We start from the raw sequence: 20,233 nt of genomic DNA on the forward strand, positions 1-20,233 counted from the left end.
TCCGGTTGACGGCGGGGCCGGCGGCAGGGAACATGCCGGCATGTCACGTCTGGATCATACACGCCCCTTTCTTGCGGTCCGCATCGCGGTGCTGACCGTCTCGGACACCCGCGTGCCGGAAACCGATACGTCCGGCACCATCCTGGCCGAGCGGATCGTCGCCGCCGGCCATCATCTGGCCGACCGCGCCATCGTGCCCGACGACGTGGACCGCATCGCCGCGCGCCTGGCCGCCTGGGTGGCCGATCCGGCGGTCGACGTCGTCATCTCGACCGGCGGTACCGGGGTGACCGGCCGCGACGTGACGCCCGAGGCCTTCGCCCGCGTGGTCGAGAAGCCGATCGAGGGGTTCGGCGAATTGTTCCGCATGCTGTCGTACCAGAAGATCGGCACCTCGACGATCCAGTCGCGCGCGACGGCCGGGGTCGCCAACGGGACCTATCTGTTCGCGCTGCCCGGCTCGTCCGGCGCGGTCAAGGACGGCTGGGACGACATCCTGGTCTGGCAGTTGGACAGCCGCCACCGTCCCTGCAATTTCGTGGAATTGATGCCCCGCCTGCGCGAACACCTGCCGCCCTCGCACGATTGAGGCGGTCATTCGCGCCATTCACTTCCGCGCCATTCACTTCATGGAGGGACGATGCGATGCGCGACAGAAAGCTGCTGATCCTGGCCGGCGATTATGTCGAGGATTACGAAATCATGGTGCCGTTCCAGGCACTGTCGATGCTGGGCTTTGCCGTCGACGCGGTCTGCCCCGGCAAGCGGGCCGGGGACTATGTCCTGACCGCGATCCATGATTTCGAAGGCGCGCAGACCTACAGCGAAAAGCCCGGCCATCGCTTTGTCCTGACGGCGGATTTCGACCGCGTCAATGCCGCCGATTATGCCGGGCTGGTCATTCCGGGCGGTCGCGCGCCGGAATATCTGCGTCTCGATCCGCAGGTCATCGCCCTGGTCCGCGCCTTCGTCGACCGGCCCATCGCCGCCATCTGCCATGGCGGGCAATTGCTGGCCGCGGCCCGGATCATCGAGGGGCGTACCATCTCGGCCTATCCGGCCTGCCGTCCGGACATCGAACTGGCGGGCGCCATCTATGCCGACATCGCCGTCGACCAGGCCGTCACTGACGGCATGCTGGTCACGGCGCCGGCCTGGCCGGCGCATCCGCGCTGGCTGGCGCAGTTCATCGCCGCGCTGGGGGTGCGCATTTCCCTGTAACGTCGCCGGCCCGGCTTCGGCGCGGGCGTGCCATTGGGGCAGGTGACATTGGCAGGGGCGGACAGGTGTGCATCATTACGCACCTGGGCGCCGCGCCTGTCGTGCGGCGATCGCCCGTTGACAAGGGAGAATTCCGTCTTGCGCACCACCCGTCACCTGCTGGCCCGTGCGGCCCTGGCCGTCGCTGTGGCGACCGGCACCGCCGCGGCCGTCCTGCCGCAGACCGCCGCCTTCGCCGCGGCGCCGCCGGCGCCCAATGCGCCGCTGAAGCTGAAATCCCTGGTCGTCACCGGCAACAAGCAGGTCACGACGGACGAGATCCTGGCCGCGATTCCCTTCCACCAGGGCGATACCGTCACGCGCAACCAGATCGACGCCGCCGTGCAGGACGTGATGGGCGTGTACCAGAAGAAGAATGTCGGCCTGAAATTCGGCGAGAAGCTGAAATTCGCCGGCAACGCGGTCAATATCCAGTGGATCATCGAGGAGCAGGCCCCGCAGGCCCCCGCCGCGCCCGCGGCGCTGGTGGTCGACAAGATCGTCTTCGAGGGCAACAAGAAGATTTCCAGCGACGATCTGGCGGCGGCGATTCCGCTGCATGCCGGCTCGCCGATCGACCAGGCATCGATGGCGGCCGCGCAGACGGCGGTGCAGAAACTGTACCAGAAGCGCGACATCACCGCGTCGATCCAGGCCGTGCCCACCCAGCCGCAGGGCGACAACCATGTGATCCTGACGTTCCAGATCTCGGAAAAGTCGGGCGACTGATCCCGGCGGGCGCCCCTCGCGGGCGCCCATTGCCGGCCGCAGGGTAATTACAGCAGGGTAATTACATGTGGGAATCGGCGACCGACGGGCGGTTCAGCATCGCCATCAATTCGCGCCGCGTGTCCGAATTGGTGCGAAACACCCCCAGCATGCGGCTGGTCACCATCGACACGCCCGGGCGGTGTACGCCGCGCGTGGTCATGCATTGATGGCCGGCTTCCAGGATCACCGCGACGCCGTGCGGCTGCAGCACGTCGTTGATCGTGTTGGCGATCTGCGCGGTCAGCCGCTCCTGGATCTGCAGCCGGCGCGCATAGGCCTCGACCACCCGTGCCAGTTTTGAGATCCCGACCACCCGCTTGTTCGGCAGATAGGCCACATGGGCCACGCCGATGATCGGCACCATATGGTGTTCGCAATGACTCTCGAAGCGGATGTCGCGCAGCAGCACGATCTCGTCGTAATCATCGACTTCGGCGAAGGTGCGCGACAGGATCGCGGTCGGATCGACGCCGTACCCCTCGAAGAATTCCTCATAGGACCGCACGACGCGGCCGGGCGTGTCCAGCAGCCCCTCGCGCGACGGGTCCTCGCCGGCCCAGCGCAGCAGGGTACGGATCGCGTCTTCCGCCTCCTCGCGTGAGGGGCGGGGCAGGGAAGCCGGATCGGTCATGGTCATGGAAGGTGTCTTGCCAACGTGTCTTGTTCAGGGGGCGGCGGCTTCAGGCGGCGGTGCGGCCGGTGTCGCCCGGACCGGTCGCCGGGGTGGATCGAGGACCGGATCAGACGCCCGGATCAATGGATAATGGCGCGGTAATAGGGACAATCCAGGCTGAAAGGCGGGATCTCGACGTCGAACTGCCGGTGGGTCAGGGGATGGATCATGTGGAACAGCCCCCGCATGAAGCCGGTCGGCGTCTGCAATGCCGCGCCCGAGGTATATTCGAAAGCCTGGCTGGGTTCCAGGGTCGGCTGCTCGCCCACCACCCCGTCGCCATGGACATGTTCGATCCGCCCCGCCGCGTCCGTGATCTCCCATGTCCGCCGCAAGAGCTGGACCAGTTCGCTGCCGTGATTTTCGATCCGGATGCGATAGGCCCAGGTAAAGCGGTGCTCCTCGGGATGGGACTGGTCGTCCAGCCAGAAGGTCCGGACGATGACGCGGATCGTCCCCGTGGTCGCCTCATAGCAGGGGGCGTGTTCCATGGCCTCGGCCAGGGCGGCATCCGGGTCGGGGTTCATCCCGGGCGGCGGCGGTCTGTCTTGGGCCATGGCGCGTGTTCCTGCCTGCCTTATCGTGCGCGGACCGCCGCCAGGCCGCGGTCCAGGTCGTCCTTCAGATCCATAATATCTTCCAGCCCGACCGAAAAGCGGATCACGCCGTCGGTGATGCCCAGCCGCGCGCGTTCCTCGGCGCTGATCTTCATGTGGGTGGTGGTCGCCGGATGGGTGACCATCGAGCGGGCATCGCCCAGATTGTTCGAAATGGCGATCAGCCGCAGCGCGTTCATGAAGGCGAACGCCGCCGCCTTGCCGCCCGAGACCTCGAACGCCACCAGGGTCGAGCCGCCGCTCATCTGCCGGCGGGCCAGTTCATGCTGCGGGTGATCGGGCCGTCCGGGATAGAACACGCGCGCAATTCCCTCGGCCCCGGCCAGGTGATCGGCGACGGCGGCCGCGTTGCCGGTCATCGCCCCGACGCGCAGGGCCAGCGTCTCCAGCCCCTTCAGCATGACCCAGGCATTGAACGGTGACAATGCGTTGCCGGTATTGCGCGTAAAGGGCTGCAGCGTGTTGGCGATCCAGTCCTTGCGGCCCAGCACGGCCCCGCCCAGCACGCGGCCCTGGCCGTCAATATGCTTGGTGCAGGAATAAACGACGACATCCGCCCCCAGTTCCAGGGGCTTCTGCAGCAGCGGCGTGGCGAAGACATTGTCCACCACGACCAGCGCCCCGGCCCGGTGCGCCAGTTCGGCGATCGCGCTTATGTCCAGGATGTCCAGCATTGGGTTCGACGGGCTTTCCAGCAGCACCGCCGCCGTCGGCCGGGACAGCGCGGCCTGCCAGGCCTGCAGGTCGCCCCCGTCGACGAACGCCGTCTCCACGCCATAGCGCGGCAGCAGGTTGGCGACGATCCAGTGGCACGACCCGAACAGGGCGCGCGACGCCACCACCCGGTCGCCGGCCTTGACGTGCGACAGCAGGGCCGACGATACGGCGCCCATTCCCGTCGACGTCGCGATGCAGGCCTCGGCGCCTTCCAGGTCGGCCAGGCGGCTTTCCAGCGCCGCGACCGTGGGATTGCCGAAGCGGCTATACTGGTAATGCGTCACGTCGCCGAGAAAGGTCGCCTCGGCCTGCTCGGCATCGTCGTAGACGAAGCCCGACGTCAGGAACATCGCCTCGCTGGTCTCGCCGAACGGCGTGCGCTCCAGCCCGGCATGCAGCAGGCGGGTCGCGGGGCGATAGGCAGGGGTGGTCGAATCGTTGCTCATCATGAGCTCCCGGGAACAGAATCGTCAGAAGGGCCGGGGCAGGGGGCGTCCGGTATCGAACCGATCCGGCCGTCCCGCGTCCCGACGCGGCAATCCGACCGTGGAAACCATGACGCCCGCGGATTCTGGCGGAGTCAGGCCTCTTTAGCGCGTCTTTTTAACCTCGCCGCAAGCCGGCCGATCCAAATCACGAGGGCCCGCCGGACCGCGGTCCGCCAGACGTCTGGGTTATTGCGGATCGGGACAGGGCTCGTCAACCGTGCCGGCGGGCATGGGTCCGCCGGGTGGATTGCATGCGCGGCGGCGCTGGGTTATACGGACCGCAGCGCTGCGGGTGTAGTTCAATGGTAGAACGGCAGCTTCCCAAGCTGCATACGAGGGTTCGATTCCCTTCACCCGCTCCATAGCATCTTCCATGAATGTCCCACCGAGTTCCACAAGAGCTTGAAATCGTGGGAAAATGACCCGGTCGGCTTCCTCCGGCCTCCAGGGAGAGCTGCCCTGCAGCGCCGCGATTTAAGGCCCTCTTCGCACTGCCGGTGAAAGGACGCCGCTCGATCCGGTTTCACGGTCGTTGCGGCACCTGACTGCTGTCCTTGCGATCGTTCGGGCGACGTCCGGTCCGATGGCAGAATGGTCACGCGGGGGCGATCAGCCTCAATGTCGGGAAATATGTACGGTAGCGCGCCACGTCGCGGGTCAGCAATTCGTATCCGGCGATGGCGGCGTGGGCCCCGATGAAGAAGTCCGGCAAGGGGGAACGCTTCGCGCCGCCGCGCCGCTTATAGGCCAGGAAGGATTTGCCCGCGAGAAAAGCCGCTTCGTAGGGAAGATCCTCCCGGTCGAACAGGGGCCGGGGAAGGGCAGCCTCGAGGTCTTCGATACGGGAATAGCGGATCGAGACCTCGGCATAGACGATCGGGGGCATAGACGATCGGGTTGATGACCGGACGCGAGCGGTCGGCGGCGCGCGCGGTGGCGTCGGCCGGCCATTCAAACCACCGATCGTCTTCCGTCATGATGTCGAGCAGGGCATTGGCATCGACCAGGACCGATGTCATTCAGTCGTGCCGGGTCAGAGCCATGATGGCGTCGGTGCTCATGGACACGTCACCCCGGCCGCGCAGATGCGCGACAAGCCGCGCGCCGCGTGTGTCGCCGTGGCGAGGCGTGGCGCGTATCAGGCGTACGACCTCGCCGTCGAACTCGAAATCGACGTCGGTATGTGGCAATAGCCCAGCTTTCTCGCGAATTTCGGCCGGAATGGTGACCTGCCCCTTGGAGGTAATGCGCATGACCGGATCTCCATCTCTTACTGGTAAGAAATCCGCCTCTCTTCCGCAAGGACTGCCTTGAGTCGGGGGCATGGTGGCGCAGTAGCGCGGTGCACGCGCCAGCGGTGCGCGATGATGCGCGGTCAGTGCTGCGCGTGCGGGTGCGTCTTCTGGAATTGCTCGATCGATTGGCGCAAATCGTCCGTCCCGGCCGCCCGCATCGTGTCGCGATAGGCCGTGCCGCTCCATACCCACCGGTCGGTCCCGTTGATGATCAGGTCGTGCATGCCGCCATGCGTTCGGCGCGACAGGGCAACCGGGCCGCTGACCGAATCCAGCACCTTGACCCAATCCTGCTGCCCCTTGCGCAGATAGACCGACGTCGAACAGCCTGCCGACCCGCACAGGGCGGCCGATTGCAACTGCACGAACAGCGCGACCTCGCCCGCCCGGGTCGAAAGCGGGGCCGAGCCCACCAGTACCACGGGCGTGTCGCCCCGCTTCGCCGCCGCGTTCAGGTCGGATGCGCTCAGGCTGCGCGCGGTCCGGTCCAGCACGCTGCCCGGTTGCTGGGTCAGCGAGACCGGGCCGCCTGTCATGGCCTGGCGATGCGCCACATGGCCGGACGCGGCCGCGCTGCCCGATGCAAGCAGCAGCGGCGCCAGCAGCAGCATCGCCGCAGGAAACGCGGGCAGGATCGCAAGGGTATGACGGGGCGGGCGGTTCATGCGACAAGGTTCCGTCGGTTCGCGTCGGCCGGCCGGCGGGCCGCCGGCCAGGATCGGCCGGGGGGGCGGCCAAGGTCAGATTACCCCCGGATTGGCTGCCGGGCGGCAGACCACTAAAATTATTGTCTTATCCGGTGTCCACCGTGAATCCGACATCCGGCGGATTTCGGAATCCCGATTCGGAATTCCGATTTGGGGCGCCGGGCGGATCGGAGCGGAGTTGCGACACATGAACCAGGCTGAACGGACGCGGCCGGGCCTCTATCGGCATTACAAGGGCGGGCTGTACACGCTGATCTGCGTCGGCCGCCATTCCGAGACCGAGGAATGGCTCGTCACCTATCGCAGCGAGGCGCGCGGCGATTACTGGGTCCGGCCGCTGGCCATGTGGGTCGAGGACGTGGACGGCCTGCCGCGCTTCCAGCCGATCGATACGCCGGACCAATCATAGCGTCCTGCCCGGCCATGCTGTCGTTCTTTCAGGCTGTTGCCTTTTGGAAACGGCCGCAGCACCATCGCCGCATGGTCCGATCCGTCTTCGTCTCCCGTCTTGCCGTCTTTTGTCTCGCCGCCGGCCTGACCGTCTTGCCGGCCGTCCCCCCGGCGGCGGGTGCGGCCGAGCCGCCCGATCCCGCCGCTGCGGCCTTCACGCGTCTTCGCCAGGATCCGGCCCGGCTGGACGCGGTGCTGCGCGCCCTGCCCAAGGGGGCGGACCTGCACAACCATCTGGCCGGCGCCGTCTATGCCGAGAACATGTTGGACTGGGCCGCACGGGACGGGCTGTGCGTCGCCCCCGCCCAGGGGCGGATCCTGGCGGATAAATGCGCCCCCGGGCCCGAATCGGGCCGGGTGCCCGCTGCCGACCTGGCGGCGCATCCAGACCTGCGGGCCGACATGATCGACGCCCTGTCGATGCGCGATTACGTGCCTACGCCAGCCGATCGGTCCGGCCATGACCATTTCTTCGCGACCTTCGCCCGGTTCGGGCCCGCGCTGGCGGCGCATGACGGCGACATGCTGGCCGAAGCCGTCGCCCGCGCCGCCGAGGACCATGTCCTGTATCTGGAACTGATGATCTCGCCGCAGCTTGGTCCGGTCGCCGATCTGGGATCGCGTTTCGTGCTGCAGGGGGACGGTTTCGCCGATGCCGACCGGGCCATCGCGCCCGCCCTGCCGGCCCTGGTCGCCGCCGCCCGGCATCAGGCCGATGCGATGGAATCGCGCATGCGGGCCGTCCTGCAATGCGGCACGCAGGCGGCGCATCCCGGCTGCGGGGTTACGGTCCGCTATCTGTACCAGACCATCCGCACCATGCCGCCCGCCATGGTCTTTCCGCAGCTCGATTTCGGCTATGCCCTGGTCAAGGCCGATCCGCGTTTCGTCGGCATCAATATCGTGGCGCCCGAAGACGACGCGGTGGCGATGCGCGATTACGGCCTGCATATGCGCATGTTCGGCTGGCTGGCCCGTCGCGACCCGCAGGTGCGCCTGTCGCTGCATGCCGGCGAACTGGCGCCGGGGCTGGTCCCGCCCGAAGGGCTGCGCTTTCATATCCGCCAGGCGGTCGAAATCGCCGGCGCCCGCCGCATCGGCCATGGCGTGGACATTCTGCATGAGGACGACCCCGACGGGCTGATGGCCGAGATGGCCCGCCGTCGCGTCATGGTGGAAATCAACCTGACCAGCAATGACGTCATTCTCGGTGTCGCGGGGGCCGCGCACCCGTTCAACGCCTATCGCGCCGCCGGCGTGCCCGTCGCCCTGTCGACGGATGACGAGGGCGTGTCGCGTATCGACCTGACCCACGAATACGCACGCGCGGCCGCGACCTATCAGCTCGATTACGCGGCGCTGCGCGACCTGTCGCGCAGCGGCCTGGAACACGCGTTCCTGCCCGGCGACAGCTTGTGGGCGCGGACCCGTCCCTTCCACATGGTGGCGGCCTGTGCCGCCACGCCGTCCGGTCCCGTCCCTGCGGGCGGCGCCTGCCATGATTTCCTGGCGCACAGTCAGAAGGCCCGCCTGCAATGGACATTGGAGGCACGGCTGCATGCATTCGAGACCGGCATGATCCGCCAGGCTGCGCTGATGGACGACCATGCGCAATCCGCCGGGCAATGATTCCCTGGTGTCCTGCCCGAGACATTCTTATGAGAATTTCTCGGACCAGCAGGCCACTAAAATATTAATTCTAGTGTCCTGATTCCAAAATTCACTTGCGAATTTCGGAATCAGGACACTAGGGCAATGAAAAGAAACGCATGACGATGCCATTACGCTTCCCGCGCCTATCCCTCTCGCGTCGCCTGTCCGGCGCGGTCGCCGGCCTTGCCCTTGCATGCGGCCTGGCGGCTTCGGCGCCGGCGTGCGCCGCGCAGATTCCCGTCCGCGTCGTGGTCGTCACGACGTTCGAGATCGGCAAGGATACCGGCGACATGCCGGGCGAATTCCAGACCTGGGTGGAAAAGCTGCCGCTGAAGCAGGTCCTGCCGGCGCCGGGCACCTGGCATGGGGTCATGCGCTACAACCCCGGCCTGCAGGTCCTGGGCATCGCCAGCGGCGAGGGGCCGGAACATATGGCTTCGGCGATCACCGCGCTGGTGCTCGATCCGCGCTTCGACTTGCGCCATGCCTATTTCGTGCTGGCCGGGATCGCGGGGATCGATCCGAATTTCGGCCCGGTCGGCGCGGCGGTCTGGGCGCCGCGCGTCATCAATGGCGGTCTGGCCCACGCGATCGACGCGCGGGAAATCCCGCCGGACTGGCCGGACGGCTATACGCCGGTCCAGGGCAGCACGCCCGACGAACGGCCCGTGCCGCCGCTGCATTCGCTGTCGGGCGACATGGCCTATACGTTCAATCCTGCCCTGGTGCGCTGGGCCTATGACCTGACGCGGCAGGTGGCGCTGCCGGACACGCCGGCGCTGCAAGCGATCCGTGCGCGCTACGCGGGTTATCCCCGGGCGCAGAAGCCGCCCGCCGTGCTGCTGGGCGACACCCTGTCCAGCGAGACGTTCTGGGTGGGCGCGCGGATGAATCGCTGGGCCGAACGCTGGGTGGCATACTGGACCGCCGGACAGGGCGTATTCGCCACCACGGCCGAGGAGGATGTGGGCTTCATGCAGGCCCTGACCTTGCAGGCCCAGGCCGGGCGGGTGGATCCGGATCGCGTGCTGGTGCTGCGCACCGCCAGCAATTTCGACATGCCGCCGCCCGGCCAGACCGCCGCCGCCCTGCTGAAATCCGAGGCGAGCGAGGGCGGCTATTCGGGCTATCTGCCGTCGATCGACGCGGCCTATCGGGTCGGCAGCGTGGTGGTGCGCGAACTGGCCCTGCATTGGGACCGCTACGGCGCGCGCACGCCCGGAACGCCGGTCAAATAGGACAGGCCGGGACTAAACACCTAGCGGGGCCAGCTTGCCACGATCCGCGCGGCTAGCTGGTCCAGCACCGCTTCCGTCAGGCGGGCCGTATCATCATCGGTCGCCGCCGATCCGTCGCGGGTGACGAAGGCGCGCTGATGCAGGATCGGCGCCCGCGGATCGTGCGGAATGATCGACCAGTCCGCATCCAGCGACGCCGTCCCGTCGCGGGTGACGTCCAGGCGGCTGACATTCACCGCCAGCCGCCAGGCCGCGGGCAGCACCTGCGGCTGGTCGGTCACGAACAGGTCGCTGCGTGCCTGGCCCAGCCGGGCGGTGATCAGGTCGGTCGCCCCCAGCGACAGCCGGCTGGCCCAGCGCCCCCGGTCGCTGCGCAGGATCCGGTTGCCCGTGCGCACCACCAGGTCCTGCCCGTCCAGATAGTCCGGCAGCACGACCCGATCCACCGTGACCGTCCTGGCGGCGGGGCCGACGGGGCCCGCCGGCTCGGCGCCCGCCGCGATGGCCGGGGCGCCCAGCGTATAGAAGCGCACCGGCGGCGACGCGCAGCCCGCCGGCAGCAGCCCCGCCAACGCCAGCCCAACCAGCGCGGCCAGGAAGGCGGGCGGCCATGAAGCCGCGCGGCGGCACTCTCGGATCGTCATGGGCGGCGTCCCAACAGCAGAAGTTGCGGGTTGCGTTCGACGTCGCCGGCAAAGCCGCGTAGCGCGGCGGCGGCGGCCGAGAGGTCGCGCAGGGTGGAATCCAGATTGGCCCGTTCGGCCGAGCGGGGCGAGGTCATGTCCTGCAGGCCGGCCAGGCTCTGGCGCGCCTGCAGCACCGTCTGGTTGACGTTGTCCAGCAGCGCATGCATGTCGGCGCCGCGCGCCTCCAGTTGCTGGGTGCCGGTGCCGGCCAGCGTGTCGATCGCCTTCAGCGTGGTGTCCAGCCGCAATTGCAGGTCCACGATCGCCTGGGTCGCGGCATCGACGGCGGCGCGCGAATGGTCCGAGGTCTGGCGCACGCTGGCGACCAGCGGCGGCAGGTCGTGGTCCAGCCGTTCGGCCAGTTCCCGGATGTTCTGCATGGCGGCCCGGGCGTCGGTCGCCAGTTCCGTCAGCGGCAGTTCGGTCAGGGTTTTCTGTATTTTCTGGATCGCCGACTGGCGCATGGGGATTTCAGTCATCGTCGCGATGTCGGGGTGCAGCACCGCCGGCGCGGTGGGATCGAAATCCAGGTCGATCTCGGACTGTCCGGTCACGAAGCTCTGCAGGTTCAGCGACGCGCGCAGCCCCAGGCGGATCAGGTCCTGCAGGGTCAGCCGCACAGCGTGCCGTCCCTGGCCCGCCAGGCTGACGCGGTCGGGCCGCAATTCGACGGTCACGGGGATATAGGCCGCATGCGTCCTGGCGTCGAAGGTGATGCCTATCCCGTCCACCGCGCCCACGCGCACGCCGCGAAACGTGACCGGCGCGCCGAGCGAGAGGCCCGACGTCGATCCCTGGAAGATCACCACCGCGCGCGTCGTCCGGGAGAAAAGCGAGATGTTGCCGAAGAAGATCAGCGCCGCCAGGCCCAGCGCCAACCCTCCGATCACGAACGCGCCAACCGCTGTCTGTCTGTTCGCCATGGGTCACTCGTGCCTTTCGGCTGGGGTTTCGGGGCGGGCACGGTGCATGAAAGCGAAAACCTGCGGGTCGTCGCAATGATCGCGCAGCCAGGACGGCGATCCGCGCGCGATCGGTCTGTGGCTCTGCGCGTCCAGGAAGAGTCCGTCGTCGGCGATCGCGAACAGGCTGGGCAGTTCGTGGCTGACGATCACGATCGTCGCCCCCAGCCCGTCGCGCAGATTGACGATCAGCTCGTCCAATCGCGCCGAGGTGATCGGATCCAGCCCCGCCGAGGGCTCGTCGAAGAACAGGATGTCGGGGTCCAGCGCCATGGCGCGCGCCAGGCCCGCGCGCTTCTTCATCCCGCCGCTGAGTTCGGCGGGATACTGGTCGATGGCGGACAGCATGCCGACCAGTCCCAGCTTCAGTTCGACCAGCCGCCGGATGGCGGCGGCATCCAGTTGGGTGAACATCTGCATCGGCAGGGCCACGTTTTCGCCGACCGTCAGCGAACTCCACAGCGCAGCGCTCTGGAACAGCACGCCGAAGCGGCGGTTGACCGACACGCGGTGCGCGTCGTCGGCGCGCCAATAATCCTCATCCCCTACCAGGTAGCGGCCCGTCCGGGGGCGCAGCAGCCCGATCATGCTTTTCAGGACCGTGCTCTTGCCGCAGCCCGAGCCGCCCATGACGGCGAAGATGCTGCCCCGGCGCACCGTGAAGGAGACATCCTGCTGGATGACCTTCGGCCCGAAGGCCAGGGTCACGCCGTCCAGCGCCATCAGGATCTCGCGGCTGTCTTCAGCCGAAGGGGCGTTGGTCGAGGGGGCGCTGGCCGGAGGGGTATCGGCCGGAGGGACGTCGGTCATGCGTCAGATCCCGATCGTGGTGGCGATCACGGCGAAGATCGCGTCCACGGCAATGACGCCGACGATCCCCACCACCACCGCCCGGGTGGCCGCCACGCCGACGTCGGCGGCGCTGCGGCCGGCGCGCAGGCCGATCCGGCAACTGGTCAGTCCGATCAGGATGGCGAAGGCGATGCTCTTGGCGAACCCGAATTCGAACTGGTTCAGCGCCACGGCATTCAGCGTCTGATGCAGATAGCCCGGGCCCGTCACGGCCAGCATGCTGATCGAGACGGCAAAACCGCCCAGCATGCCGATCAGGCAGCCATACAGGTACAGAAACGGCATGGTCGCCACCAGGCCCAGAATCGAGGGCAGGATCAGATAGCTCGATACCGGAATGCCGAACACGGTCAGGGCGTCGATTTCCTCGTTGCCCTGCATGGTCGCGATCCGCGCGGCATAGGCCCCGCCGGTCCGGCCGGCCATGATGATCGCCGTCATCACGGCCGACATCTCGCGCACCATGGCGATCCCGACCAGGCTGGCGACATAGATGTCGGCGGCGAATCTGCGCAACTGCACCGCGCCGACGAAAGCCAGGATCGCGCCGACCAGGAAATTCACCACGCTGACGATCAGCAGCGCGGACGGCCCCGCGTCGCGGATATTGTCCATCAGGTCCGTCATGCGCATGCGGCCGCGCCCCGCCAGGGCCGCCAGGCCGCCGCGCGCCGCCTCGACGCCGAGTTCGGTCATCGTCCCGATTTCGGTCAGCCCGTCGAGCGTGCGCGCCCCCAGCGCGGTGACGGGCGCGAAGGCACGACGGTGCGGCACGGCCGGGGCGGGGGCGGATTCGGGCAGCAGATCCAGCAATTTCCGCGCCGAGTCCGGCAGCGTGTCGGCCTGTATCGCCAGGTGGTCCCGCGCGGCAAGCTGCTTGACCTGCCACAGGAACCCGACCAGCGCGGTATCCCACCGGCCCAGCGCGGTGGTGTCGAAATGGATGAGCCGGTCCGGCAGGGCCTGCCGCAACCCGTCGGACGGCAGCGCCGGAACCCGTCCCTGCTGCGCGATCCACGCGCCGGACAGGACGATCACATTGGCGTCGTCATCGGTGCGCAACTGCCAGGCGGGCCGGTCGTGATCGCTGTCCAAGACCTCTCTCCCCGCGCGGCGGCTTCATCCCGAGGCCATCTTCGTCGGATGGCGGCGCCGCGGCAAGGGGCGTGATGAGATCAGTATGCCGGCCGCAGCAGTACCCGCGCCTGGTCGGGGGCCACCTCGCGTCCGGCATAGGCGGCGGCCAAATCATCCATCACCATCCGCGCGACGGATTGGCGATAATGGATCGGATCCCAGAAATTGTCGCGCGTCGCGGTCACCGGGCCCGGGATGTCGAAATCGACCACCATCGCGCGCGGCGCGGCGCGGGCGGCGGCCAGCACGGCGGCGCGGCAGGCGGCGCGTTCCGCGGTCAGTGCGCCGCCGGGCATGCCCTGCATCTCGCGCGCACTGGGCGGAAACCACAGGATCTTGACGGTGGCCGCCGGGATCGCGGCCAGCAGGGCGCGCAGCATCGGCATGGATTGCGGCGCCGGCGCCGGCCCGTCCGCCATCCGCCGGTCGACCGGCCAGCCGGCGAACAGCGCATCGACCCGGCGCCGGTCATACTGGCTGTCGGGCGGCACGAAGCTGGTATAGCCGTCCGATCCGTAGCGCTGGCGCTTGTGCCCGATCAGCCACATGAACTGGTTCGCGGCTTCCTGCACCGCGTACAGGTTCATCATCTCGGCGTATCCCCGCCAGGGCGACCCGGCATACATCCAGTCCGGCATCGGCCTGTTGGGGCCGGACAGCGCCTGCGCCGAGGCCGAGCACCAGGCGAAATCGACGTCGATCAGCACCGCGCGCGGCGCCGGATGATGGCGCAGGAACAGTCGCAGCAGCCGGTCCTGCTCCCACGGGCTGGCACTGTTCATGGCCATGTTGGCGAAGCGCGCGCCGAACGGCCGGTCCATGATCGCGGGTTGCAGCAGCCGGCCGGTCGATGTCCCGACCATCGCGGAATCGAAACGCGGACTGACGGCCAGGGCCGGCATGGTGAAGCGCGCATTGGTGGAAATCGGGATCCTGTGCCAGCGCGGCGACAACGGCAGCATGTCCCACGGATCGACGATGACGACGAACAGGAAGACCACGAGACCCGCGCCGGCCAGCGCCGCCGCGAATGCCAGCGCGAAGCGCCGCCACGCCGCCTGTGCGGAATGTATCAGAGCGGCGGAATGGGCCGGGCCGGGCCGGGACATGTCAGAACTGGAAATAGATGAAGGCATCGGGAATCCGTCCGCCGATCAGCAGCAGCAGCAATACGAAGGCAATGCCCGCCGGCACGGCCAGCAGCCTGGTCGGGCGCAGCATCCGCAGCACCGCATCCTGCGAGGACGGGCCGATCAGGGCGACGCCCAGCGCGATCCAGAACACCGCCGCGTCGCGCGGCCAGGCACGGCCTACGCCCTGCAATCCGGCCATGGCGCGCAGCACGCGCCCCGCGGTGGGAAAGTCCGGCGCGCGGAACAGCACCCACCCCACGATGACGAACAGCATCGTCAGCGCCCAGGCCGCCACGGCCGGCAGGCGCAGCGCCAGGCGGCTCGCCAGCCGTGTCCAGGCATGGTTCACCGACAGGGCCAGCCCGTGCAGCACGCCCCAGGCCACGAAGGTCCAGCCCGCCCCGTGCCACAAGCCCCCCAGCGCCATGGTGGCGAACAGGTTGGCGCTCTGCCGCACCGCCCCGTGCCGGTTGCCCCCCAGCGGGATATAGAGGTAATCGCGCAGGAAGCGGGACAGCGTCATGTGCCAGCGCTGCCAGAACTGCCGGATGCTGGTCGCACGGTAGGGCACGTCGAAATTGAACGGCAGCCGCAGCCCGAACAGCAGCGCCATGCCGATCGCCATGTCGGAATAGCCGGAAAAATCAAAGAAGATTTCCAGCGTATAGGACAGCGCCGCCACCCATCCCTGCGCCAGGTTCAGCGCCGCGCCATGCGCCGCCTGGTCGAAGAGCGGATTGCAGGTCTGGGCCAGCGTATCCGCCAGCCCGACCTTCTTGGCCAGTCCCAGCAGCAGCAGCATGGCCCCGCGTGAAAGGTTTTCCCACAGGTCCGGCCCGTGCGGGTCGGTGTCGAATTGCGGCACGATCTCATGATGGCGGACGATGGGGCCCGCGATCAGTTGCGGAAAGAAGGTGACGAATTCAAGGAAGTCCAGCGCGCTGCGCACCGGCCGCGCGCCGCGCAGCAGGTCGGCGTGATAGGCGATCTTCTGGAACGTGAAGAAGGAAATGCCCAGCGGCAACGTGATCGCCCAGGCCAGGTGCCGCCAGCCGGCCAGATGCGCCATGCTGTCGGCGAAGAAATTGGCGTATTTGAAAAACCCGAGCGTCAGCAGGTTGATGACGATTCCGCCGATCGGCCAGATGCGCCGGCCGCTGGCCGCCCAGGCTCGGCCCAGTCCCCAGTTCAGCAGGGTCAGCGCCACCAGCGCGGGCACGAAGCGCCAGTTCCAGAACCCGTAGAACAGCAGCGACGCGCCCACCAGGACGAGCTGCCGTGCCATGCGGTGTCCGGCGCACAGATGAAACAGCAGCAGCGTCGCCGGCAGAAAGCCCAGCAGGAAAGACTGAGTCGTAAACAGCATCTATCGGAACGCGGCCTTATTGGTGGCGAAAGGTCACGACCAGGACGTCGCGATAGGCCGGCTGGGCGGGGTCGATCGGCCGTACGGCGGTGACCCCGTGATAGACGCGATTATCGTCGACCAGCGCCGCGTCCAGCGGCTCGGCCAGCATGAAATGCCCGATCTCGCGCCGATGCAGGTCGTGGATGGACGTCTCGCCGCTGGCCACGTTCTCGCGCCGCACCATCAGCACCAGCACCCAGTCCACGCCGTCGCGATGCAGGCCCTCTGGCGTGGGCTCGCCCGGCTCGTCCGGGCGGGCCTCGATGCGGAACTGGTGGATCTCGGCATGCCAGGTGTCCGGCTGCCCCGCCGGCGCCGTCAGGTCCGTCGCCACCCGCTGCATCAGGCGCAGGATGGCCATCAGCGCCGGGTGGGCGCCGATCGCGTCCTCGACGGGACGGAACCAGCGTTCGATTCCGCCATTCAACTCGTTGTAATCGCGGCTCTGGTAATGCGGCTGGTGCTTCTTGCGCTCGATCCCCTCCGCCGAGACGGCGAAGGTCGCGTGGCGCCGCCGGCGATACCGCCCGCCATCGGCCATGTAGCGATCCAGCCCCAGCCGGTTCCAGCTTGCGGCGAAACCCTCCCAGTCCGCCAGGCCGTACGACGCCAGCATCGGGCGGATATCGGCCGCCCGCAGGAAGCTGAATCCCTCGGTGCGCAGATGTTCTTCCAGCGGCGGAAGTTCGGGCAGCGGCGGTTCGGGCGTGGGCAGGGGCGGCGTGCTGTCTTCACTCATGGGTCTTGTCCGGATCGGGGGCGTTGGTGTTCGCGGGCGGGGCCGCGGGCCGATCCCCCTCGACGCGCAGCGGGCCGCCGCCGAAATTGCTCAGCAGGGAAACGGCGGTCGGCATCGGGAACTTGACCTTTTCCCTGACCATGCGCAGCCCCAGCCGGCGATTATATTCGCGTGACACCTTCCATTTGTTCCCCGCCGTGGTGCGGAACGAGCCGATCAGCTTGGCGCCGTTGCCGTCGGCGCTGTCCAGCCCCAGGAACGTGAAATCGGTCAGGATCATCGGCCCGAATGCCTCGTCGGCGCGCAGTTCGGCCACCTGGTCGGCCAGGATCGCCGCCACGCGGTCGGGGTCCTCGCCCAGATCCAGCATGAAGGTCACGATCACGACGTTGAAGTCGCGCGAGGTGTTGGCGACCGAGGTGACGGACGAGAACGGAATGATATGCACGTCGCCCGACGTGGTCCGCAGGCGCAGGGTGCGGATCGACAGGTGCTCGACCGTGCCGGACACGCCGCCCGCCGTCACCCAGTCGCCCACCTGCATGGCATTTTCCACCAGCATGAAGAAACCGGTGATGAAATCCTTGACCAGGCTCTGTGACCCGAAGGCGATCGCGGCACCCAGGATGCCCGCGCCGGTCAGCAGCGGCGTCACGTTCAGCCCGATCTGCGACAGGGTCGTCACCGCGACGATGATGATGATGACCGTCAGCAGCACCGTGCGGATGATCGGCAGCACGGTGCGCAGCCGCACCGCGCGCGACAATTGCTCGGTGTCTTCATAGCGCCTGACCTGCCGTTGCAGCGCCGCGTTCGCGGACTCCCACACCAGGGCGGCGACCGTGATGGCGACCAGGATCGACAGGATCGCCGCCAGGATCTGCGTGCCCAGCGTGCCGTGCAGGAAGAAGGCGACGCTGGGAATGCCCCAGGCCTGCATCAGGACCACGATCGTGACGAAGACCAGCAGGCTGGACAGCACGCGCCGCGCGAACGGGTAATAGTAATCGGCCCGCGCCTGCAGCCCCGGATAGCGTATCTCGGTCTCGTCACTGATGTGGAACAGCCGGTTCTGCGCGCCGAACGCCAGCACCGCCGCCACCCGCGACAGCAGGATGACCAGGACCGTCATCAGGGTGGTACGCCAGATCCAGCTATAGCCGCCGCGCAGTTGCGTGGCCCAGACCAGCCACAGCGCCAGGTCGAACACCATGGCGGGCAGCCACCAGAATCGCGCCATATGGGCCAGGACGCTCCAGAAGGTCCGCTTGCGCAGCCGTGACGGCGGTTGCAGCGCGTTGGCCACCGGCATGCGGATCCGCCAGATGAACACCGCGATCAGGATATGCTCGACCAGCACGATCGCGCGGATCAGTGCCTGGGTGCCGCGCGGCGGCATGTGGAACAGCACGCCCAGCGACGACAGGCAGACGACGATCGAGCCCACGGCGACCAGCAGGTTCCACCAGCGGGTGACGATCCGCGCCGTGCGGTCCGATGCCCGGCACAGCCGGATCGTCGGCGATTTCGGCACCATGACCATCTCGACCAGCAGGCAGATCATCCGTGCCGCGACATAGGCGTTGGTCACCATCAGCGTGACCAGTTCGGCCTGCTCGTCGCCCACGATCGCGGCGCCTGCATAGCCGATGCCCAGGAACAGCGCCACCGGCAGCAGCTTGATCAGCAGATGCAGCAGCGAGAAGGGCACCCGCCGCAGGATGCGCAGCGTCTCGTGCTGCTTGCGGTCGTCCTGCCGTCGCGTGTCCTGCGTTTCCTGCTGGGTCTCGTCCTGCGGGACGGGTTCGGGGCGCGCTTGCGCCTCTTCCTGCGCCTCGCGGTGGTTCAGCCGCCGTTCGGCCTCGATCGCGCGGCCGGTTACCGCCCGCAGGGGGCGGCGCAGCAGGATCGCCAGGCCCCGTTCCGCCGCCAGCGCCGCCAGGATGACCAGCCCGGCGGGGCCGAACGCGCCGAGCAGCGCCTGGCGCAAATCCGGGGTCGCGAATTCGGTGCGCACCCAATGCCCGACGAACGCCAGGTCGGAAAACAGGCCGGCGAACTGGCGGGCCTGGCGGGCCGTGGCCTGGCGCATCCCCGACAATTCGCCGATGATGTCGCTGCCCAGGCTGTTGGGCTCCAGCGCCATCTTTCCGCCGCCCGGGGCGGCGCCGGTCGCCGGCGCGGGGCCCGGTCCCGACGTTGGCGCCGGCATCGACCCTGCCTGGGGCAGGCCCCTGGCGATCACCGACAGGGTGCGGATGAATTCCTCGCGCCTTTTCGGATCGTTCAGGACCGCCAGCGCCTGCTGCGCCTGCTGGGCCGTGATCGCGGCGGCGGGCGCTTCGGCCAGGGCCCGCCCGCCCGTGATCGACAGGACCAGGACGGCGATTGCCGCCAGCACGCGTGCAAGGGCGAGGGGGCGTCGGGGGCCGGAGAGGCGGGCGGAAGGAACGGGCATGAATGCGGCTTGCCTCAAGCTGCCGCCACGGGGCGGACCGTGGCGGGGTGATGGTCGGGCGCCGCCGGGTGCGCGGCGCGGCTCAGAAGATGATCCCCGGGCGATGACCTCGGACGACGGCTCAATCCGCGACGATACCGATCCTTGCCCGTGCCGTCACGGTTCCGCCGTCCAGGCGGTACAGCGCGTCCAGGATGCCGGCCTGCAGGCTGCCGGGGCCGGCGGCCGCGTGTGCGGCCATTTCTCCCGCCAGGCCGATCAGCACCATGGCATGCGCGCAGGCGGCCATCGCGTCGGGTTCGACCGCCAGGCAGGCGCCGGCGATCGCGGTCGCGCTGCAGCCCAGGCCGGTGACCCGGGTCATCATCTCATGGCCGTTTTCCACCCTGGCCACGCGCGTGCCGTCGGTGATGAAATCGGTGGCGCCGCTGACGGCGACACAGGCGCCGCTGGCCCGTGCCAGGCCGCGCGCGGCCGCCAGCGCCTCGGCGGCTGCGGCCTGCGAATCGACGCCCCGGCCGGTCGGCGGCGTGCCCGCCATCCGCGCATGCAGATGCGCCAGGGCCAGGATCTCGGATGCATTGCCGCGAATGGCGCGGGGGGCGTCGGCCAGGCTTGCGACCGCGACTCGGGAGCGGAAATCCAGCACGCCCACGGCCACCGGGTCCAGAATCCAGGGCGTGCCGGCCTGTTGCGCCGCACGGGTCGCCAGCGCGATCGCACGGGCCTGCGGCGCGGTGATCGTGCCGATATTCACCACCAGGGCATCGGCCAGGGCGGCGAATTCCGCCACTTCCTCCTCGGCCCCGACCATGGCGGGGGACGCACCCGCCGCCAGCAGCGCGTTCGCGGTGCTGTTGGCGACGACCAGGTTGGTGATGTTGTGGACCAGCGGCGCGGCGGCGCGGATTTTCGCCAGCGTGGCGGCGGCGGCTTGGGGGGTGAAGAGGAAAGCGGACATGGGCAGGGCGCCTTTCGTCGGGATCGGC

General features: G+C 68.3%; 21 protein-coding genes, 1 tRNA gene and 1 riboswitch. Of the genes, 7 read left to right on the forward strand and 15 right to left on the reverse strand.

The genetic code is table 11. The features are described 5' to 3' along the window. Positions 1-40 precede the first annotated feature (40 nt). From moaB to QN315_RS15370, 3 genes are all read left to right on the forward strand, one after another. Positions 41-589: a molybdenum cofactor biosynthesis protein B gene (gene moaB, locus QN315_RS15360; RefSeq protein WP_323990191.1), complete on the forward strand. Its 549-nt coding sequence runs from the start codon at positions 41-43 to the stop codon at positions 587-589. Positions 590-645: 56 nt separating this feature from the next. Then, a complete protein-coding gene (locus tag QN315_RS15365; RefSeq protein WP_323990193.1) occupies positions 646-1,221 on the forward strand; it encodes a DJ-1/PfpI family protein in 576 nt (191 codons plus the stop codon). 138 nt (positions 1,222-1,359) lie between these two features. Then, positions 1,360-1,989 carry a POTRA domain-containing protein gene (locus tag QN315_RS15370; RefSeq protein WP_323990195.1) on the forward strand — a complete coding sequence of 210 codons (630 nt, stop codon included), beginning with the start codon at positions 1,360-1,362 and terminating at the stop codon, positions 1,987-1,989. A 61-nt stretch (positions 1,990-2,050) separates the two neighbouring features. Here QN315_RS15370 and folE read toward each other — a convergent pair whose 3' ends face one another. The 3 genes from folE to metZ form a co-directional block, all read right to left on the reverse strand. Next, on the reverse strand, positions 2,051-2,668 hold the full coding sequence (gene folE, locus QN315_RS15375; protein ID WP_323990197.1) for a GTP cyclohydrolase I FolE: 618 nt from the start codon (positions 2,666-2,668) through the stop codon (positions 2,051-2,053). A gap of 116 nt (positions 2,669-2,784) precedes the next feature. After that, positions 2,785-3,261, reverse strand: coding sequence for a Co2+/Mg2+ efflux protein ApaG (apaG, locus tag QN315_RS15380; protein WP_176640216.1), 477 nt, complete (start codon positions 3,259-3,261; stop codon positions 2,785-2,787). Positions 3,262-3,281: 20 nt separating this feature from the next. After that, positions 3,282-4,484, reverse strand: a complete 1,203-nt coding sequence (gene metZ / locus QN315_RS15385; RefSeq protein ID WP_323990199.1) for an O-succinylhomoserine sulfhydrylase — start codon at positions 4,482-4,484, stop codon at positions 3,282-3,284. 123 nt (positions 4,485-4,607) lie between these two features. Then, a riboswitch (SAM riboswitch) is annotated at positions 4,608-4,688 on the reverse strand. 126 nt (positions 4,689-4,814) lie between these two features. Here metZ and QN315_RS15390 point away from each other — a divergent pair. Beyond that, a tRNA-Gly gene (locus QN315_RS15390) sits at positions 4,815-4,888 on the forward strand. 233 nt (positions 4,889-5,121) lie between these two features. Here the strand turns inward: QN315_RS15390 and QN315_RS15395 are convergent. From QN315_RS15395 to QN315_RS15405, 3 genes are all read right to left on the reverse strand, one after another. Continuing rightward, the gene (locus tag QN315_RS15395; RefSeq protein WP_323990200.1) at positions 5,122-5,412 is read right to left on the reverse strand and encodes a type II toxin-antitoxin system VapC family toxin; all 291 of its coding nucleotides are present in this window, start codon (positions 5,410-5,412) and stop codon (positions 5,122-5,124) included. 133 nt (positions 5,413-5,545) lie between these two features. After that, positions 5,546-5,779, reverse strand: coding sequence for an AbrB/MazE/SpoVT family DNA-binding domain-containing protein (locus tag QN315_RS15400; protein WP_323990202.1), 234 nt, complete (start codon positions 5,777-5,779; stop codon positions 5,546-5,548). A gap of 122 nt (positions 5,780-5,901) precedes the next feature. Beyond that, positions 5,902-6,486, reverse strand: coding sequence for a hypothetical protein (locus tag QN315_RS15405; RefSeq protein ID WP_323990204.1), 585 nt, complete (start codon positions 6,484-6,486; stop codon positions 5,902-5,904). A 229-nt stretch (positions 6,487-6,715) separates the two neighbouring features. Here QN315_RS15405 and QN315_RS15410 point away from each other — a divergent pair, with 229 nt between their 5' ends. From QN315_RS15410 to QN315_RS15420, 3 genes are all read left to right on the forward strand, one after another. Beyond that, positions 6,716-6,937 carry a DUF1653 domain-containing protein gene (locus QN315_RS15410; protein ID WP_176641908.1) on the forward strand — a complete coding sequence of 74 codons (222 nt, stop codon included), beginning with the start codon at positions 6,716-6,718 and terminating at the stop codon, positions 6,935-6,937. 71 nt (positions 6,938-7,008) lie between these two features. Continuing rightward, positions 7,009-8,607, forward strand: a complete 1,599-nt coding sequence (locus tag QN315_RS15415; protein WP_323990206.1) for an adenosine deaminase — start codon at positions 7,009-7,011, stop codon at positions 8,605-8,607. A 146-nt stretch (positions 8,608-8,753) separates the two neighbouring features. Further along, the gene (locus QN315_RS15420) at positions 8,754-9,869 is read left to right on the forward strand and encodes a purine nucleoside permease (protein WP_408904648.1); all 1,116 of its coding nucleotides are present in this window, start codon (positions 8,754-8,756) and stop codon (positions 9,867-9,869) included. Positions 9,870-9,889: 20 nt separating this feature from the next. Here the strand turns inward: QN315_RS15420 and QN315_RS15425 are convergent, their stop codons facing one another. The 9 genes from QN315_RS15425 to thiM all read right to left on the reverse strand — a co-directional run bounded on the left by QN315_RS15425 (position 9,890) and on the right by thiM (position 20,205). After that, the gene (locus QN315_RS15425) at positions 9,890-10,513 is read right to left on the reverse strand and encodes a PqiC family protein (RefSeq protein ID WP_323990209.1); all 624 of its coding nucleotides are present in this window, start codon (positions 10,511-10,513) and stop codon (positions 9,890-9,892) included. Continuing rightward, positions 10,510-11,478, reverse strand: a complete 969-nt coding sequence (locus QN315_RS15430; RefSeq protein WP_323990211.1) for an MlaD family protein — start codon at positions 11,476-11,478, stop codon at positions 10,510-10,512. The genes QN315_RS15425 and QN315_RS15430 overlap by 4 nt, the downstream gene beginning before the upstream one ends. Positions 11,479-11,481: 3 nt before the next feature. After that, a complete protein-coding gene (locus QN315_RS15435; protein WP_323993554.1) occupies positions 11,482-12,240 on the reverse strand; it encodes an ATP-binding cassette domain-containing protein in 759 nt (252 codons plus the stop codon). 90 nt (positions 12,241-12,330) lie between these two features. Next, positions 12,331-13,464, reverse strand: coding sequence for an ABC transporter permease (locus QN315_RS15440; RefSeq protein ID WP_323990213.1), 1,134 nt, complete (start codon positions 13,462-13,464; stop codon positions 12,331-12,333). A gap of 80 nt (positions 13,465-13,544) precedes the next feature. Next, positions 13,545-14,615 carry a hypothetical protein gene (locus QN315_RS15445; protein WP_323990215.1) on the reverse strand — a complete coding sequence of 357 codons (1,071 nt, stop codon included), beginning with the start codon at positions 14,613-14,615 and terminating at the stop codon, positions 13,545-13,547. A gap of 1 nt (position 14,616) precedes the next feature. After that, a complete protein-coding gene (locus QN315_RS15450; protein ID WP_323990217.1) occupies positions 14,617-16,005 on the reverse strand; it encodes an MBOAT family protein in 1,389 nt (462 codons plus the stop codon). Between the two features lie 16 nt (positions 16,006-16,021). Then, positions 16,022-16,786, reverse strand: coding sequence for a 2OG-Fe dioxygenase family protein (locus tag QN315_RS15455; protein ID WP_323990218.1), 765 nt, complete (start codon positions 16,784-16,786; stop codon positions 16,022-16,024). Continuing rightward, entirely contained in the window at positions 16,779-19,244 is a 2,466-nt protein-coding gene (locus QN315_RS15460) for a mechanosensitive ion channel domain-containing protein (protein WP_323990219.1), read from the reverse strand. Before QN315_RS15460 ends, QN315_RS15455 begins: the two co-directional genes overlap by 8 nt. A gap of 121 nt (positions 19,245-19,365) precedes the next feature. Then, a complete protein-coding gene (gene thiM, locus QN315_RS15465; protein WP_323990222.1) occupies positions 19,366-20,205 on the reverse strand; it encodes a hydroxyethylthiazole kinase in 840 nt (279 codons plus the stop codon). Positions 20,206-20,233: the final 28 nt, after the last annotated feature.

It is taken from the genome of Nguyenibacter sp. L1, from assembly GCF_035199985.1.
Taxonomy (GTDB): Bacteria; Pseudomonadota; Alphaproteobacteria; order Acetobacterales; family Acetobacteraceae; genus Gluconacetobacter; species Gluconacetobacter vanlangensis.